Raw genomic sequence first — 17279 nt, 5'->3', positions numbered from 1 at the left:
GATATGCCCCACGTGATCTGTGAACCCTGCATTGGCGTAAAGGACAGGTCCTGCCAGGAGGTTTGCCCCGTGGAGTGCATCTACGATGCCGGGGAGCAGCTTTACATCCACCCCGATGAGTGCATTGACTGCGGGGCCTGCGTGCCCGCCTGCCCCGTGAACGCCATCTTCCCCGAGGAGGATGTTCCCGAGCCGTGGAGGGAGTACATAGAAAAGAACCGCCAGTGGGCCCGCACTTTGCCCAACGTCCATACGCTCGGATAGCTGGATGTCAGCGGATCAGATCCGTAAGGGCCTGTGGGTTGGGGATCTCCACCCGCCGCCCCTTCAACTGGATCAGGCCCTGGCGGTAGAGCTGGCCCAGGTTGCGGGAAACCGCCTCGGGCACGGTGCCCAAAAGGGCGGCAAGCTCCGGGTTGGTGGGCAGGTGGAAGCCCTGCCCCTCCTGGGAAAGCTTCTCCAGGAGGAACTCGCAAAGCCTCTCCCGCACCTCGTGGAAGACCAGGCGGTCCAGAAGGTGCAGAAGCTGCCCCTGGCGGCGGGCCAGGTACCGGATCAAGGCCCGGGCTAAAGGAGGGCGGGCTTCCACTAGCTGGAAGAAGCGTTCCTTGGGAATGGCCAGGACCTGGCTATCCTCCAGGGCCTCGGCGCTGGCGGGGTAGGTGGGCCGGTCCAGGAAGAGGGCCACCTCGGCCAGGACCCGTCCTGGGCCTTCCAGGTGGAGCACCACCTGCTTGCGCCCCTCGGGATCCAGCTTGTACACCTTGATGAGGCCCCTTTCCACCACGAAGAGGGAGCGCACGGGCTCCCCCTCGAGGAAAAGCACCTCCCCCCGCTTTAGCCGCCTGGCCCTGGCCTCGTGTTCCAAGGCCTTGAGGTCCTCGAGGGCCAGGTCTCGGAAGAGGGGAACCTGCTTAAGATCCATTCCTTACCCCTTCAAGAAGCTCAGGCGCCTTTGTGCCTCCTCCAGGAAGGGCTCCAGCTTTAAGGCCCTGGCGTAGGCTTCCTTGGCCACCTCCAGGTAACCCAGGGCCTCGGCCAGCTCCCCCAGGCGCAGGAGGCCGGCAAGGGCCCGGTCCTGCAGGTAGCTTCTCTCCGCCTCCGCCCACTCCCCGTAGGGGTCATCCCCGAAGAGGGGGCCCTTGTAGAGGTCCAGGGCCTGCCTTAGCGTTTTAAAGGCGGAAAGCCCGTCCTCAAGATCGGCCTTGCGCATGAGCTCCTCAAAGCGTTCAAAGTCCAGGAAACGATCCTCGGGAAGCTTCAAGCGGTAGTATTCCCCCTCCCGCTCCACAATGCCAGGCAGGGTTTTGCGCAGGTAGTAAACCAGGGTGTAAAGCTCCTGTTTGGCCTTTTCAGGCGGCAGGTGAGGGCAGAGGGTTTCGCAAAGGTCTTCCACGTAAAGGGCCCGGTCCTTGTTGGCCAGAAGGTACTTGAAAAGCTGGTACGCTCCAGCCCGCCCGAAGCTTTTGGGGGTGAGCTCTTTCCCCCGGTACCGCAGGCGGAACTGGCCCAGGGCGTAGATCTCCAGCTCCGGCGAGCCCGGTTTCTCCTGTGGGTGCAAGGGGGGAAAGAGGAAGGGAGTGGCCAGGCGGGAAAACCAGAGGGTAGGAGCCGCGGGACGGGTGGCGGGCTTGGGGGGACGGGCATGGAACAGGGTCACCATGGCCACCACCTCCCCCCGGGCCCAAAGGGGCAGACAGGTCCTGGGGCGTCCATGGGCTTCGGGGCAGGGAGGAAGGCCGTTCTTGTAGCCCACCACTTCCCCTTTCCAGGCGGGGCAGTTTTGCATCTCGCACGGGGGGACCAAACCGGCTTCCCACCTCTCCCCGCTTCTGGCCACCACCCGGACCCCGGTGGCCTGGCTTAGGCGGCGGATCTCCTTGAGGAAGGCCAAACGGGCCTCGGAAACCTCGCCCCGGTAGAGGTGCTGGTGAAGGGCCTGCAGGCCCACCTCCCCTAAGCGGGTGAGGAGGGTGTACAGGGTGCTGGCGAAGAGAGGCCCGATGCGGGAGAGGGTTTCCAAGGGCTCCTGGTGGTCCAGGTCCGGATCCCGGGAGGCCAGGTTCAGGACGCCGATGAGCCCCTGCGGAAGCTCTAGGGGGTAGCAGATGTAGGTCTGGTATCCCAGTTGCTTTACCTTCTGGCGCAGGTACCTGGGGTCCTCCCCCAGGGCGTGGGTGAAGAGGGGTTCCCGCTTCAGGGCCACGATGCCGGGGTACCCCTCGCCCAGCTGGAACCAGGGTCGTTCCAGGAAGGCCTCGCGGTGGAGGCCCTCGTAGGCGGTGAGGATCAGGTGGTGGCCCTCGGGGTCGATCAGGAAGAGCTCGGCGGCCTCCATGCCTAGGGCCAGGCGTAGGGCGCGGAGGAAGTCCTCGAGGGCCTGCGGGAACCCCTCGGGGTTACGCAGAAGGTGCTGGGTCAGGCGGGAAAGCTCCAGAAGGAGATCTGGGGGCTCGGCCCGCTCGGGGTAGAGCTCCACCAGGAAGCCGCCCTCCTCCCGGTAGCCCAGGCAGCGAAGGCGCTTCCCCTTAAAGAGGAGGGGGGTGCTGGCCCGGTAAGCCCCCCGCCGGAGTTCCCGTTGCACCGGGCAGCGGGGACAAAGGGGGCGGCCGAAGGGGTCCTGCCCCTGGACCAGAAGGGCGCAGGGGAGGCCATCCCCTTCCAGGCCCAAGGAGGCATCGGCCTCGAGGACCGTGGCCACTCCCTTGGGGTCTAGCCGTAGCCGGGCCAAGGGCTTCATCGCCTCCCAGGATAGGGGGCTTCTTCTAGGACGAATGTCCCGGGAAGGGAAGTGGGCGCCAGGCCCCCTCCCCACACTGGAAGCCGGAGGTGAGGATGAAGGGCAAAAGGTTCTTTCCCCTGGCCTTGCTCCTGGCCCTATCCCTGGCCCTGGCCCAGGATGGGAAGGCCCTTTACGGCCAGCACTGTGCCGCTTGCCACGGGTCTGAGGCGCAGGGCATCCCCGGGGCCATTCCCCCTTTGGCGGGGAACCCACGGGTACAGGACGAGGCCTATGTGGTGAAGGTGGTGCGGGAGGGGCTTTCCGGCCCCCTGGAGGTAAATGGGGTGACCTATAGCGGGGTCATGCCCCCCATGCCCCAGGTGTCCGAGGCCCAAGCCCGGGCCATCGCCCAGCATCTCAAGGGTTTATCGGGTACTCAGGCCGAGGCCAAAGCGCCAGCTCCCCAGGTGCAAGGGGATTCCGCTTTGGGCCGGGCTCTATACCTGGGGCAAAAGGCCTTGCAAAACGGCGGGGCACCCTGCCAGGCCTGCCACACGGTGGCGGGCGTGGGCTTCCTGGGCGGGGGGTCTTTGGGCAGGGACCTCACGGATGCTGCCAAGCGCCTGGGGGGCGAGGTGGGGCTTACCGGTTTGTTACAAAACCCCGCTTTCCCCGTGATGCGGGAAGCCTACAAGGGCAAGCCTTTGACCGAGGTCGAGGCGGCGGCTCTGGCTGCCTTCTTGGTGCAGGTGTCCAAGGAGGTGCCAAGGCCCGCCTCCCTGTATCTGGGCCGGTTCTTGGTAGCGGGATTGGTCCTTTTGGGACTGCTCTTGCTTTACCAGGCCATCCTCTGGCAGCTAAGGCCTAAGAGCCTGGCGGAGCGCATCCAAAGCCAGCTTAGGAGGTAAACATGAAGGATTGGATCAGGGAAATAGAAAGCCCAGCGGAAAGGAAGTGGGAGGAGTTCTACCGCAACCGGTTCCAGCACGACAAGCGGGTGCGCACCACCCACGGGGTGAACTGCACGGGGTCTTGCTCCTGGGAGGTCTTCGTCAAGGACGGGGTGGTTACCTGGGAGCTTCAGGCCACGGATTACCCGAGCCTCGAGGCGGGCCTTCCCCCCTACGAGCCCAGGGGTTGCCAGCGGGGCATCAGCTTCAGCTGGTACCTCTATAGCCCCATCCGGGTGAAGTACCCCTACGCCAGGGGGGCTCTTTTGGACCTCTGGCGGGAGGCCAAAAAGCAGCATCCCGACCCCGTGGCTGCCTGGGAGGCCATCCAGAGCGATCCTCATAAGCGCAAGCGCTACCAGAAGGCCCGCGGAAAGGGAGGCTTCAGGCGGGTGAGCTGGGACGAGGTCCTGGAGCTCATCGCCGCTGCCGTGGTTTCCACGGTGAAGCGCTACGGGCCGGACCGGGTCATCGGCTTTTCCCCCATCCCGGCCATGAGCCAGATCTCCTACGCCGCCGGAAGCCGCTTCCTCTCCTTGTTGGGCGGCGTGCCCATGAGCTTCTACGACTGGTACTGCGACCTGCCCAACGCCTCCCCCGAGATCTGGGGGGAACAGACGGACGTTCACGAGTCCGCCGACTGGTACAACGCCCGCTTCATCGCGGTGATGGGCTCCAACCTCAACATGACCCGCACCCCGGACACCCATTTCATCTCCGAGGTGCGGCATGCGGGGGCCAAGCTCACCGTCTTTAGCCCCGACTTCTCCCAGGTTTCCAAGTACGCCGACTGGTGGATTCCCATCCATCCCGGCCAGGATGGGGCCTTCTGGATGGCGGTGAACCACGTGCTCCTCAAGGAGTACTACGCCGAGCGGAAGGTGCCCTACTTCCTGGACTACCTTAAGCGCTACACCGACGCCCCCCTCTTGATTGAGATCCGGGATGGCCGCCCCGGGCGCTACCTCAGGGCTAACCGCCTCTCGGAGTACGCCGAGGAGGAAAACGGGGATTTCAAGCTCCTCCTCTGGGATGAGGAAAAGGGGCCCAGGATGCCCGGGGGGACCATCGGCTTCCGCTGGCAGAAGGAGAAGGGCAAGTGGAACCTGAAGCTGGAGGATCCTAGGACCGGGGAGCCCTTAAACCCCCGCCTGAGCCTCCTGGGGGTGGAGGACGAGGTCCTTCTTGTGGAGTTCGACGACTTCTCCTCCGACCGAAGGCTCAAGCGGGGCGTGCCCGTGAAGCACGTGGTCACCAAGGAAGGGGAAAGGGTGGCCGTGGCCACGGTCTTTGACCTCCTCATGGCCCAGTTCGGGGTGGGGCGGGGTCTTCCGGGGGATTACCCCAGGGATTACGGGGATGAACTTCCCTACACCCCTGCCTGGCAGGAGAAGTGGACCGGGATCCACCGGGATACCCTCCTTAAGTACGCCCGCTCCTGGGCGGAAAACGGCCTCAAGACCAAGGGGAAAAACCTCATCATCATCGGAGCGGGCATCAACCACTGGTACCACAACAACCTCATGTACCGGGCGGGGATCGTGGCTTTGATGCTCACGGGAAGCGTGGGGGTGAACGGCGGGGGCCTGGCCCACTACGTGGGGCAGGAGAAGCTGGCCAACCAGGCCTCCTGGGGTCCCATTGCCTTCGCCACCGACTGGGGCTACCCCCCAAGGCAGCAGAACACCCCGAGCTTCCACTACGTCCACTCCGACCAGTGGCGCTACGAGCGGGGCTTTTCCGCCTACGACAAGACGGCGGCCGGCCTAACGGACCACACCATAGACCACCAGGTGCGGGCGGTGCGCAAGGGGTGGCTTCCCTTCTTCCCCCAGTTCAACAAGAGTCCTCTGGAGGTGGTCAAGGAGGCGGAGGCCAGGGGAGCCAAGACCGAGGCGGAAATCGTCCAGTACGTGGTGGAAGCCCTTAAGCGGGGGGAACTGAGGTTCGCGGTGGAGGACCCCGACGCTCCTGAGAACTGGCCCAGGGTCTGGTTCATCTGGCGGGGGAACGCCATCGGTACCAGCGCCAAGGGGCACGAGTACTTCCTGAAGCACTACCTGGGCACCCACACCAACGCCGTGGCCGAGGAAAGGGCCGAGGGGCAGGTACAGGAGGTGGTCTATCGCAAGCCGGCCCCCGAGGGGAAGCTGGATTTGGTGGTGAATCTCAACTTCCGCATGGATACCAGTGCCCTCTACTCCGACATCGTTCTCCCCGCCGCCACCTGGTACGAGAAGGACGACATCAACACCACCGACCTCCACACCTTCATCAACCCTCTGCAGGCGGCCGTGCCCCCCGCTTGGGAGTCCAAGCCCGACTGGGATATCTTCAAGGCCATTGCCAAGAAGGTCTCGGAACTGGCACGGGTGCACCTGCCCACCCCGGTGAAGGACCTGGTCATGATCCCCTTGCAGCACGACACCCCGGACGAGCTGGCCCAGGCTGAGGACCGGGACTGGAAGAAAGGGGAAGTAGAGCCCATCCCCGGCAAGACCATGCCCAAGTTCCGGGTGGTGGAGCGGGACTACACCAAGCTTTACGAGAAGATGGCCACCCTGGGGCCAGGGGTGGAGAAGGTGGGGGTGGGGATGCACGGCCTTACCATCCCCGTGGAGGACTTCTACAAGGAGCTGGCCGAGCGCCAACCCCGGCTCTTCCAGGGGGAGAAGCGGCCGAGCCTCGAGGAGGCCCGCCAGGTGGCCGAGGCCATCCTTTTCCTGGACCCGGTTTCCAACGGGGAACTGGCCTATCGGGCCTTCCTGGACGAGGAGAAGAAGACCGGGGTCAGGCTCACCGACCTGGCCGAGGGCAACCGCCACGTGCGCATCTCCTTCAAGGACCTGGTGGCCCAGCCCCGCCGCCAGCTCACCACCCCCACCTGGAGCGCCATCATCAACCAGGGCCGGGCCTACAGCCCCTACACCTTAAACGTGGAGCGCCTCGTTCCCTGGCGCACCCTTACGGGTAGGCAGCACTTCTACCTGGACCACCCCAACTACCTGGCCTGGGGTGAACACCTGCCCACCTACAAGCCGCGGCCGGACGTCCTCATGCTCCAGGAAACGGAAAAGAGTGCCCTCGAGGCCCAGGGCAAGCTCCTCAACTACATCACCCCCCACGGGAAGTGGTCCATCCACTCCACCTACTCGGAGAACCACCACATGATGACCCTTTCCCGGGGAGGCTACCCGGTCTGGCTCAACGACAAGGATGCCGCGGAGCTGGGCATCAAGGACAACGACTGGGTGGAGCTTTTCAACGACAACGGGGTCTTCGTGCAGAGGGCCATTGTCTCCGCCCGCATCCCCAGGGGAACCGTCTTCGTGTACCACGCCACCGAGCGCACGGTGGGCATTCCCAAGAGCCCCCTTAGGGGCAAGCGGGCCGGAATGAACAACTCCATCACCCGCGCCCGCCTCAAGCCCGTTTTGATGTCCGGGGGCTATGCCCAGTTCACCTACGCCTTCAACTACTGGGGGCCGGTGGGGGTGAACCGGGACACCTGGGTCTTCGTACGCAAGCTGGAAAGGCCTCCGGAGTGGTGAGAAAGGAGGAACACCATGAGGGTTAGAGCCCACATGTCCATGCTCTTCCACCTAGACAAGTGCATCGGCTGCCACACCTGCTCCATCGCCTGCAAGAACCTCTGGACCGACCGCAAGGGTGCGGAGTACATGTGGTGGAACAACGTGGAAACCCGGCCCGGTGCCGGCTACCCCACGGGCTGGGAGGACCAGGAGCGCTTCAAGGGGGGCTGGAGGTACCAGGACGGCCACCTGGACCTCCGCCTGCACTCCCGCACCCAGGGGCTAGCCCGCCTCTTCTTCAACCCCGCCTTGCCTTCCCTGGACGACTACTACGAACCCTACACCTTCCGCTACAACGACCTCTTCACCAGCCCGGAAGGGGAGGATCAGCCCACCGCCATCCCCATCTCCATGATCACGGGGGAGCCCATGACCCCAGGGGCCGGGCCCAACTGGGACGACGACCTTGGGGGAAGCCCCCTCTACGCCGCCAACGATCCCAACCTAAAGGGGCTGGACCCCGAGGTGCAGGCCCAGCTTTCCGAGATCGAGGGGGTGGTGTTTCAGTACCTGCCCCGTATCTGCAACCACTGCCTGAACCCCTCTTGCGTGGCCGCCTGCCCTTCTGGGGCCATCTACAAGCGGGCGGAGGACGGGGTGGTGTTGGTCAACGAGAACAAGTGCAAGGCCTGGCGGATGTGCGTGGCCGCCTGCCCCTACAAGAAGGTCTACTACAACTGGGCCACGGGGAAGAGCGAGAAGTGCATCCTCTGCTTCCCCCGGCTGGAAACCGGCCAGGCCCCGGCCTGCGCCCACTCCTGCGTGGGGCGGATCCGCTACATGGGGGTGCTTCTTTACGATGCCGACCGCATCCCCGAGGCGGCCATGGTGCCCGACGAGCGGCTGGTGGAGTCCCAGCTTGGGATCATCCTGGATCCCTTTGACCCCGAGGTCATCGCCGCCGCCAAGGCTGAGGGGATTGACGAGGGTTGGATTAAGGCCGCCCAGAACTCCCCCATTTACAAGTTCGTGAAGGTCTGGGGGTTGGCCTTCCCCCTGCACCCCGAATACCGCACCCTGGCCATGATGTTCTACGTTCCGCCTCTTTCCCCGGTGGTGTCCACCTTGGAGAAGGCCTTAAGGGCTAGCCAGGGGAGGGAGGGTCTGGTGCGGCTTGACCTTCCGGAAACCGACTTGGACTTTGAGGTGTACGAGAGCCTGGAAAAGGCGAGGATGCCGGTGAAGTACCTGGCCAACCTCTTCACCGCCGGCAATGAAAGCCTTATCGTGCCCGCCCTTAAGAAGATGCTGGCGGTGCGCATCCTGAAAAGGCAGGAAAGCCTGGAAGGCGGCGTGACGGAAAAGGCCCAGAGGGTCTTGCGGGATGCTGGGCTCACCCTCGAGGAGGCCGAGACCATCTACCGCCTCACCGCCCTCCCCACCCTGGAGGAGCGCTTCGTGTTGCCCCCTTACCACCGGGAGATGGCGGCGGAGGTGTGGAAGGATCCCTTGGCCCACAAGGGGGAGACGGGCTTCGGCTACATCCAGCCGCCCTTGAGGGGGGAGTAGGAGGAAGCCATGCGCAACGCCACCCTTTTGGAAACCCTGGCCCTGGCCCTGGATTACCCCATGCCGGGGCGCTTGGAGGAACTCTGGCGGCGCTGGATCGCCTGCCCCCGGGGGCCTGCCAAGCAGAAGCTGGAGCGCTTTTTGCGCCAGGTGGAGGAGCTTTCCCTGGGGGAGTGGGAGGAGCTTTACACCCGCACCCTGGACCTCACCCCCACCACCGCCCCCTATGTGGGCTTCGCCGTCTACGGGGAAAGCTACCAGCGGGGAGAGCTCCTGGCCGCTTTGGTGCGGGCCTTCCGGGAGATCAACCTGGACCCGGGAAGCGAGCTTCCCGACCACCTGGCCAACGTGCTCCGCTACCTGGCCCGGTGTGAAAACCCCCTTCCCGAGCTTCTGGAGATCCTGCCCAAGGCCCTTAACGAGATGCACAAGACCCTCAAGACCCTGGATGCCAAGAACCCCTACCTCCTGGTCCTCGAGGGGGTTCAGGAGGCCTTGCAAGGGGATCTGGCTAGGAGGTGAAGGATGAACTGGAACGCGCTTCTCTTTAGCATCTTCCCCTACATCGCCCTCACCTTGGCGGTGGCGGTCACCGCCTACCGCATGGTCTACAGGCCCTTTTCCGTCTCCGCCCAGTCCAGCCAGCTCCTGGAGCAAAAGCGCCTCTTCTATGGCTCCATCGCCATGCACTGGGGGCTGGCCCTGGTCCTTTTGGGCCACCTTCTGGCCCTTTTAATCCCCAAGGGGCTTCTCCTCTGGAACGCCGTCCCTTTGAGGCTTTACCTCCTGGAGATCACCGGGCTCGGGCTTGGGCTTTGGGCCCTGGTGGGCACCTACGTGCTCCTGGCCCGAAGGGTTTCCGTGGCCCGGGTGCGGGCGGCTTCCACCTCCATGGACTATGTGGTCCTGGTGGTGATCTTCGTGTCCGTCCTTTCTGGCGTCCTCACCGCTCTCTTCTACCGCTACGGAAGCTACTGGTTCCCGGCGGTCATGACCCCCTACCTCTGGTCCATCCTTACCCTGCAGCCCAGGCCGGAACTCATCGCCGACCTGCCCTTCTGGACCCAGCTCCACGTCTTTAACTTCTGGGTCTTCCTGGCGGTATTCCCCTTCTCCCGGCTGGTCCACATCATCACCGTGCCCCTGGGCTACGTGGTGAGGCCGTGGCAGATCGTCATCTGGGTGCGCAAGCTGGCGAGGTGAACTATGGTCGACGACCCCATTCAGCTGGAGAAAGAGCGTCCTGAACGGCTTCGGGTCCTTTGGCTTTCCACCCTCGGCTTCACGGTGATGTTTGCGGTGTGGCTGATGTTCGGGGTGCTGGGGGTGCCCATCCGCAAGGAGTTTGGCCTCACGGATGTGGAGCTTTCCTGGCTCTCAGCGGTGGCCATCCTGAACGGTTCCCTGTGGCGGCTTTTCGCCGGCATCCTCACGGACCGCTACGGGGGGCGGCTGGTCTTTACCCTCATGCTCTTCTTCACCGCCATTCCCGCCTATCTGGTGTCCCGGGCGGGAAGCTACCAGGAGCTTCTTCTTTACGCCTTCCTGGTGGGCTTTGCCGGGAACTCCTTCAGCGTGGGCATCGCCTGGAACTCCGCCTGGTTCCCCAAGGAGCAGCAGGGCTTTGCCCTAGGGGTCTTCGGGGCGGGGAACGTGGGGGCCAGCGTCACCAAGTTCATCGGGCCCGCCCTCATCGCCAGCATCCCGCCGGCAGGGTACCTGGGAGGCTTAATCCCCGGGGGCTGGCGCTTCATTCCCTTCCTCTATGCGGTGCTCCTGGTGCTCATGGGCTTTCTCATGTGGTTCGGTACTCCCAAACAGGATAAGCGTCCGGGGCAGGGGAGGTCTTTTCTTGAGATGTTAAGGCCCCTTAGGTACGTAAGGGTCTGGCGCTTCAGCCTCTACTACGTGGTGGTGTTCGGGGCCTATGTGGCCCTAAGCGCCTGGCTTCCCAAGTACTACGTGGATGTCTTCGGCCTGCCCCTTCATGAAGCCGCCCTTCTCACGGCCCTTTTCATCTTCCCTGCAAGCCTCCTAAGGCCCCTTGGGGGCTACCTCTCCGATCGCTTCGGGGCCCGGCGGGTCATGTACTGGACCTTTGGCATCATCCTCGTGGCCTCGGGGGTTCTCATGATGCCCGAGGGGCACATCGTCCTCTACACCAAGCAGGGGAGCAAGGAGGTCATGCAGTTCACCATGAACGCCTGGCTCTTTACCCTGCTGGTCTTCCTGATCGGTGTGGGGATGGGTGTGGGCAAGGCGGCGGTCTACAAGCACATTCCCACCTACTTTCCCAAGGACGTGGGGGCCGTGGGGGGTCTGGTGGGGATGCTGGGGGCCCTGGGAGGCTTCTTCCTGCCGCCTCTTTTCGCCTACGCCCAGGCCTGGACCGGCCTGCCCCAGATGACCTTCTTCGTGCTCTTCGTACTGGCTTCCGTCAGCTTCCTCTGGATGCACCTCACCGTCTTGCAGCTTCTGCAACAAGAGGCCAGGCACCTTAAAGACGAGTTTGAGTTGAAAGGGGACCGCCCATGCTGAAGGTAGCGAAGGGTACCTGGATCCCCGAGTGGAACCCCGAGGATCCCAAGCGCTGGGATGCCGCCTTGGCCTGGCGCACCCTCTGGATCACCACCTTTAACCTCACCCTGGCCTTCATCACCTGGTTCGTGGTAAGCGCCCTGGTGGTTCGGCTTCCCAAGGTGGGGTTTGAGCTTTCCACCCTGCAGCTCTTCTGGCTCACGGCCATGCCGGGGCTCGCGGGGGGGACCTTGCGCATCATCTGGACCTTCCTGCCCCCCATCCTGGGCACCCGGCATCTGGTGACCTTCTCCACCCTGCTCTTGCTCATACCCCTCCTGGGCTGGAGCTTCGCTGTTCAGAACACCCACACCCCCTACTGGGTTCTTCTCCTCTTGGCCTTCTTGGCGGGGATCGGCGGGGGGAACTTCTCCGGCTTCATGCCCTCCACCAGCTACTTCTTCCCCAAGCGCCTCCAGGGGACGGCCCTGGGGTTGCAAGCGGGCATCGGCAACTTTGGCGTTTCCGTGGTCCAGTTCGTGACCCCCTGGGTCATAGGCTTCGCCCTCTTCGGCTCCCTCCTGGGGGGTCCGCAGACCTTCACTCCCAAGCCCGGGGTTTCCCAGCCCATCTGGTTGCAAAACGCCACCTTCCTCTGGGTGCCCTTTGTGCTGGTGGGGTCTTTGCTGGCGTGGGTGTACTTAAGAAGCGTTCCGGTGCGGGCCAACCTTCGCGAGCAGTTTGACATCTTCCGCGACAAGCACACCTGGATCATGACCAGCCTCTACATCATGACCTTCGGCTCCTTCTCCGGGTTTTCCGCCATCTTTCCCCTTCTGATCCGGGAGGTCTACGGGAAGTTCGATGGGGCGCCCGATCCCTTGAAGTACGCCTTTTTGGGTCCCTTGGTGGGCTCTCTGGCCCGCATCATTGCCGGGCCGATCTCCGATCGCTTTGGCGGGGCCATCGTCACCCAGGTTTCCGCCCTTGGCATCTTCCTTTCCGCTCTCCTGGTCACCCTCTTCACCCGGCCCACTTCCTTGGAGCAGTTCCCCTTCTTTGTCCTGGCCATGCTCCTGGTCTTCCTCTTCAGCGGGGTGGGGAACGCCAGCACCTTCAAGCAAATGCCCATGATCTTCCCGCCCAGGCAGGCGGGAGGGGTCATCGGCTGGACCGCGGCCATCGCCGCCTACGGCCCCTTCATCTTTTCCACCCTTGCCGGCTACACCCAGAAGGCCACGGGGGGTTTCACCGCCTTCTTCTATGGCCTCATGGTCTTCTACGCCTTGAACCTCTTCCTGAACTGGTACTACTACGCCCGCAAGGGAGCGGAGAAGCCCTGCTGAGGCTGCTCCACCCTGGCAGCGCCAGGTTGGGGGCCCGGGTGAGGGCTTTCCCTAAGCTCGAAGGTCGGAAGGCATGCGATAGCGAGGGTGGGATAGGGAAAGCTCCCGGGCAAGGACGCCTTGCCCGGGCCTTGCTTTGACCCAAGTCATGGCGGATGGGGAGAAGGCGGGGGAAGCTTGGGCCATGGAGCTGGATGTGCGCACCCTACCCCCAAGGGAACGGCACCCTAGGATTTTTGCCCTCTTCGATGCCCTGAAGCCCGGGGAAAGCTTCCTTCTGGTCAACGACCACGACCCCAAGCCCCTTTACTACCAGCTCATGGCGGAAAGGCCTGGGCAGGTGGACTGGGCGTACCTGGAGGAGGGACCGGAGGTATGGCGGGTGAGGATCGGCAAGAGGTAGTACGGCCCGAGATGAAGGTGGCCGAGGTTTTGCGGCGCTGGCCAGAGCTCCTCGAGGTCCTGGCGGAGGCAAGCCCCGCTTTCCAGAAGCTCAAAAACCCCCTTCTGCGCAGGACCATGCCCAACCTGGTCACCGTGGCCCAAGCGGCCAGGATCGGGGGGCTGGAGCCAGAGGAGCTGGTGGCCCGCCTCAACCGGGCCCTGGGGGTGGAGGCCCGGCCGGAGGTGCCGGTGGCCAAGGAAGGGGAAAGCCTCCTCGGTACCCCGCCTCCTCCCTGGTTGTCCGCTCCCGTGGGCTTCCACCTGGATGTGCGGCCCATGCTGGAGCAGGGAGGAGAGCCCTTCCAGGCCATCATGGCGGCGGCCCGGGAGGTGGGACCCGGAACGAAGCTGGTTTTAGAGGTGCTCTTTGAGCCCATTCCCCTTTACAAGGTCCTGGGAAAACAGGGCTTTTTGGCCTGGTGCGAGCGGCTTGGGGAGAGGCACTACCGCGTTCACTTTTACCGCCAGGAGGTCAGGCAAGGGCAAGGGGTGGCCGCGGGTCCTGCTTCCTTAAGCGAGGAGGACTGGCGGGACTACCAGGCGGAGGTGTTCATCGAGGAGAACCTCGAGCCCCCCCTGCCCATGATGCGGGTCCTGGAGGCCTTGGCCGGGCTAAGGCCCGGGGAGAAGCTTCTGGTCCACCACGTGCGAAGGCCGGTGCACCTCCTCGCCCGCCTCGAGGAGGAGGGGCACGCCTACCTTCTCGAGGACCTGGGCCCGGGGCAGGTGAAGATCCTGATCCGCAAGGGAGGCTAGGCCCTGAGGGCCGGTTTCCCGGGAGGGACCCAATGCACAGGCGGGTGGTCACGGGGGGTATGCTGAGGAAAATGCGGGAGGAAAGGGAAAGGAGGGGAGGATGAAGCAGGTGTCCTCACGACCTGAGGAAGCCCTAGTTCTGGATCTTCCGCCCTTGCCCGAGGAGGTCTTTGCCGACCTTCTCGCCTTTGGTGGGCTTTGGGAGGAGGAGAAGAGGGCCATGCGCCTGGATGCGGAAAGGCTCCTTGAGGAAGCGGCTTCCTTTGTGGCTGGGGTTTACGACCACCTAAGCCGCCACCCCGGCACCGCCCGGGCTCTGGGCTGGGAGGGAAGGGTGCCGGAGGAGGAGCTTTACACAAGGCGGGCCTTTTTCTCCGCCTGGCTGGCCCGCACCATCGGGGTGGACACCTCGGCGGAGTTCGCCCGGGAGGTGTACCGGGCGGGGCTCTGGCACGGGGGCTTGGGCCCCAAGGGGGCCCTGATCCCCCCTGAGTACGTGGGGCTTTCCTTCGCCCAGGTGGGGCGGTATGTGGCGGAGAGGGTGCGGGATGTGCGCCCCTGGCTCGTCTACCTTTCCGCCCAGGAGGAGGTGATGCGGAAAGGGTTTGACGCCGCCCTTGCCCTTAGAGAGGGGAAGGTGGCGGTGCGCTTTCAGGCCTTGGGCCTGGCCCACCCCGCCTTGCCCAGGCCCCTCGCCTTGCGGGCGGGAAGCGTGGAGGAAGCTCTCTTCAAGGCTTTTGCCGTGAACCCTGCCCTAAGGGACCTCGCCCTCGAGGCCCTGGCCGCCGAGGAGGAGGTGGGGCTTTGGCTGGAGCCCAAGACCCTCTGGCGGCTCAGGCCCCGCTGGACGGTGCTTCTCAACGGCCGGGATGTGCGCTACCTCGAGGGCCTGGCCACTCCTTTGCGGGAAGGGGACCTCCTCACCCTTCTGCCCCCGGGCCGCTGACCGCCCAGGGGGTGGCCATGACCTGGATCATGGCTAATCCCGGGCAGCAGGCTCAGGATTAAGACGATGCTGGCCACGGCCCATAACCGCGTGATTCCCCTTTCCATCCCCGCCGGATTCGTCTTCCTGGGGGAGGCCTTTTTCCTGGCGGCAAGCCTCCTATTTGCCCTCCATCCCGAGGCCTTTGCCGTTCCCCGGCACCCTTTGGGCTTGGCCGGGACCCACCTCTTCCTCCTGGGCTTCGGGGTGGGGGTGCTCCTTGGGGCCATGCACCAGCTTCTGCCGGTGGTCCTGGAGACTTCCCTTTACCGCCCGGAGTGGGGGTATCCGGTGATGGTTCTTTGGAGCCTGGGGGTAGTCCTCCTGGCCTTGGGCTTCGCCTGGGTTCCTTCCCTTGTGCCCTGGGGTGGGGGCTTGGTCCTGGTTGCCCTTCTTTTCTTCGCTTACCACGCCTATCTCACCTTCCGTCAGGCTCCCCGCTGGAACCGGGTGGCCACCGCCTTGGCCTGGGTGGTCTTCTACCTGGTCCTCACCCCCTTTCTAGGGCTTTTGCAGGCTCTTTCCCAGCGCTATGGTTTTTACGACCCGGAAAGGCTCGCCTGGCACCTCCTTGCGGGCTTGGGCGGGGTTTTCCTCCTTTCCATCCTGGGCGTGGGCTACAAGCTCCTTTCCATGTTCACCCTCACCCACGGGGTGGACGAGCGGGTTTTGGGGCTTCTCCTCTTTGCGGCCAACCTTGGGCTTCTGGGTTTGGCCATGGGGGAGAGGTTGGGCTATCTCCTCCTCCTTCTTTCCTACGCCCTGGCCCTCTACGACACCTGGCGCATCCTCAAAAACCGCATGAAAAAAGCCCTGGATATCGGGGTGCGGCACTACCTCCTTGGCCTCTTCTTCCTGGGCCTGGCCCTCTTGGCCCTGCCCTTTAACCCCGTATGGGCGGCTCTTTGGTTTGCCTTGGGCTTCGTGGGGCTGGTGGTGACGGGGATGCTTTACAAGATCCTGCCCTTTCTGGTCTGGACCCACCGGTATGCCCCAAGGGCAGGGAAGGAAAAGGTGCCCCTGTTGAAGGAGATGCTTCCGGAAGGTGTGGGGTATGGGGCAGGGGCCTTGTTGGCCCTAGGGGCCTTCCTCGTTCCCCTCTTTCCCGGGGCGGGCTGGGTCTACCTCTTGGGGGTTTTCCCCCATGTTTATGCCCTTTGGGAGGTGATGCGGCGATGAACCCTTTGGAGGAACAGGCGTGGAACCTGTTGCGGACGGTTTATGACCCAGAGCTGGGCCTGGATGTGGTCGACCTGGGGCTTATCTATGAGCTAAAGGTGGAACCCCCCAGGGCCCACGTGCGCATGACCCTCACCACCCCGGGCTGCCCCCTGCACGACAGCATGGGGGAGGCGGTGCGCCAGGCCTTGAGCCGCATCCCAGGCATAGAGGAGGTGAAGGTGGAACTCACCTTTGACCCCCCTTGGACCCCTGCCCGGCTTTCCGAGGAGGCGAGAAGGCTTCTGGGCTGGATCTAGGGAAGAGGAGGTTCCTCCCCAGCTACCAGCCGCAGGAAGGCTTCCACCACCTCGGGATCAAACTGCTTCCCGGCTTGTTCCTGGATGTAGGCTAAGGCCTTCTCCCGGGGCCAGGCCTTCCGGTAGGGGCGGTCGGAGGTAAGGGCGTCGTACACGTCCACCACGGCGAAGATGCGGGCGGAAAGGGGAATCTCCAGGCCCTTTAGCCCCCTGGGGTAGCCGGAGCCATCCCAGCGCTCGTGGTGGCAGTAGGGGATCTCCAGGGCCTTCTTGAGGAAGGGGATGCCGGAAAGCCACTCGTAGGCCCTAAGGCCCCGTAGCTCCAGGGTTTTTTCCCGGGAGTTATAGAGGAAGAGGGCCGCGGCATCCAGGGGAAGGCGCATCACCTGGTTGAAAAGGACCTCCAGGGTGGGGTCCAGGTCCAAGGAGGCCACGATGGCCTGGCCCACGGCTCTCAGGGCCTCCTCAGGAAGGGTTCCCGGGGTGGGAATCTCCTTAAGCCAGCCCCGGCTTGTGGCTTCCTCCAGGCGTCCTGTTTCGGCATCGTAGAGGAGGATGCTCCCCACCGGGGCTTCCAGGGCCTTAAGGGTGGCCTCCAGGGCAGCCTCCATCATCTCCCTTAGGTCCTCGCTTCGCCGGAGGGCCACGTTCACCTGGGCGAAGGCCTCGAGGGCCAGCTCCCGTTCCTTGGCCTCGGTGATGTCCAGGCCCACCCCCATGATGGCGGGCTTACCGCCAACCTCCACCCGGGCGGCGGAGTAGTCCAGCCAGCTCACGGAGAAAGTGTCCCAGGTCAATACCTTGTGCGTTCAGGTTACGGAGGAGGGGAACCCAGTTATCGCCCAGAATCCAAAGGGATGAGAAAAGGCCGTAGAGAAGGGTAGTTACTAGAGGGCTCAGCTTCACATGGGTTCATTATATTCCCCTAGGTTGGCCAAGAAGGTACCCTTGGCCCAAGGGGAAACCCAGGTCTCTAAGA

Annotated in this window: 15 protein-coding genes and 1 pseudogene; 13 read left to right on the top strand and 3 right to left on the bottom strand. The window is 64.1% G+C overall.

Going from position 1 to position 17279, the window contains the following annotated elements:
• Positions 1–3: 3 nt before the first annotated feature.
• A complete protein-coding gene (locus TNMX_RS11260; RefSeq protein WP_038032316.1) occupies positions 4–264 on the top strand; it encodes a ferredoxin family protein in 261 nt (86 codons plus the stop codon).
• A gap of 7 nt (positions 265–271) precedes the next feature.
• On the opposite strand, the gene TNMX_RS11255 is transcribed toward TNMX_RS11260, so the two are convergent.
• Complete coding sequence (locus tag TNMX_RS11255; RefSeq protein ID WP_038032314.1) at positions 272–925, bottom strand: Crp/Fnr family transcriptional regulator; 654 nt, start codon at positions 923–925, stop codon at positions 272–274.
• Positions 926–928: 3 nt separating this feature from the next.
• Entirely contained in the window at positions 929–2740 is a 1812-nt protein-coding gene (locus tag TNMX_RS11250; RefSeq protein WP_038032313.1) for a GAF domain-containing protein, read from the bottom strand.
• 95 nt (positions 2741–2835) lie between these two features.
• Here TNMX_RS11250 and TNMX_RS11245 point away from each other — a divergent pair, with 95 nt between their 5' ends.
• From TNMX_RS11245 to TNMX_RS11190, 12 genes are all read left to right on the top strand, one after another.
• Entirely contained in the window at positions 2836–3630 is a 795-nt protein-coding gene (locus tag TNMX_RS11245) for a c-type cytochrome (protein WP_038032311.1), read from the top strand.
• A gap of 2 nt (positions 3631–3632) precedes the next feature.
• Positions 3633–7223, top strand: coding sequence for a nitrate reductase subunit alpha (locus tag TNMX_RS11240; protein ID WP_038032310.1), 3591 nt, complete (start codon positions 3633–3635; stop codon positions 7221–7223).
• A gap of 15 nt (positions 7224–7238) precedes the next feature.
• A complete protein-coding gene (narH, locus tag TNMX_RS11235; RefSeq protein ID WP_038032308.1) occupies positions 7239–8774 on the top strand; it encodes a nitrate reductase subunit beta in 1536 nt (511 codons plus the stop codon).
• Between the two features lie 9 nt (positions 8775–8783).
• On the top strand, positions 8784–9296 hold the full coding sequence (locus TNMX_RS11230; RefSeq protein WP_038032307.1) for a nitrate reductase molybdenum cofactor assembly chaperone: 513 nt from the start codon (positions 8784–8786) through the stop codon (positions 9294–9296).
• 3 nt (positions 9297–9299) lie between these two features.
• A complete protein-coding gene (gene narI / locus TNMX_RS11225) occupies positions 9300–9977 on the top strand; it encodes a respiratory nitrate reductase subunit gamma (RefSeq protein ID WP_038032305.1) in 678 nt (225 codons plus the stop codon).
• 3 nt (positions 9978–9980) lie between these two features.
• The gene (locus TNMX_RS11220; protein ID WP_038032302.1) at positions 9981–11312 is read left to right on the top strand and encodes a nitrate/nitrite transporter; all 1332 of its coding nucleotides are present in this window, start codon (positions 9981–9983) and stop codon (positions 11310–11312) included.
• Positions 11306–12637, top strand: a complete 1332-nt coding sequence (locus TNMX_RS11215; protein WP_038032299.1) for an MFS transporter — start codon at positions 11306–11308, stop codon at positions 12635–12637. The genes TNMX_RS11220 and TNMX_RS11215 overlap by 7 nt, the downstream gene beginning before the upstream one ends.
• A 184-nt stretch (positions 12638–12821) precedes the next feature.
• Positions 12822–13040, top strand: coding sequence for a DUF2249 domain-containing protein (locus TNMX_RS11210; RefSeq protein ID WP_038032318.1), 219 nt, complete (start codon positions 12822–12824; stop codon positions 13038–13040).
• Complete coding sequence (locus TNMX_RS11205; protein WP_038032297.1) at positions 13013–13837, top strand: DUF2249 domain-containing protein; 825 nt, start codon at positions 13013–13015, stop codon at positions 13835–13837. The genes TNMX_RS11210 and TNMX_RS11205 overlap by 28 nt, the downstream gene beginning before the upstream one ends.
• Before the next feature lie 100 nt (positions 13838–13937).
• On the top strand, positions 13938–14783 hold the full coding sequence (locus TNMX_RS11200) for a protoglobin domain-containing protein (RefSeq protein WP_038032296.1): 846 nt from the start codon (positions 13938–13940) through the stop codon (positions 14781–14783).
• Between the two features lie 66 nt (positions 14784–14849).
• Positions 14850–16001, top strand: a complete 1152-nt coding sequence (locus TNMX_RS11195; RefSeq protein ID WP_038032294.1) for a hypothetical protein — start codon at positions 14850–14852, stop codon at positions 15999–16001.
• Positions 15998–16300, top strand: a complete 303-nt coding sequence (locus TNMX_RS11190) for a metal-sulfur cluster assembly factor (RefSeq protein WP_038032293.1) — start codon at positions 15998–16000, stop codon at positions 16298–16300. Before TNMX_RS11195 ends, TNMX_RS11190 begins: the two co-directional genes overlap by 4 nt.
• Here TNMX_RS11190 and TNMX_RS11185 read toward each other — a convergent pair.
• Positions 16297–17076 (bottom strand): annotated as a pseudogene (locus tag TNMX_RS11185) (HD domain-containing phosphohydrolase); the annotation flags it as partial. The gene TNMX_RS11190 and the pseudogene TNMX_RS11185 overlap by 4 nt on opposite strands.
• Positions 17077–17279: the final 203 nt, after the last annotated feature.

Source organism: Thermus sp. NMX2.A1 (genome assembly GCF_000511705.1).
GTDB lineage: Bacteria > Deinococcota > Deinococci > Deinococcales > Thermaceae > Thermus > Thermus scotoductus.
This window is presented reverse-complemented; position numbering and strand designations above follow the sequence as displayed.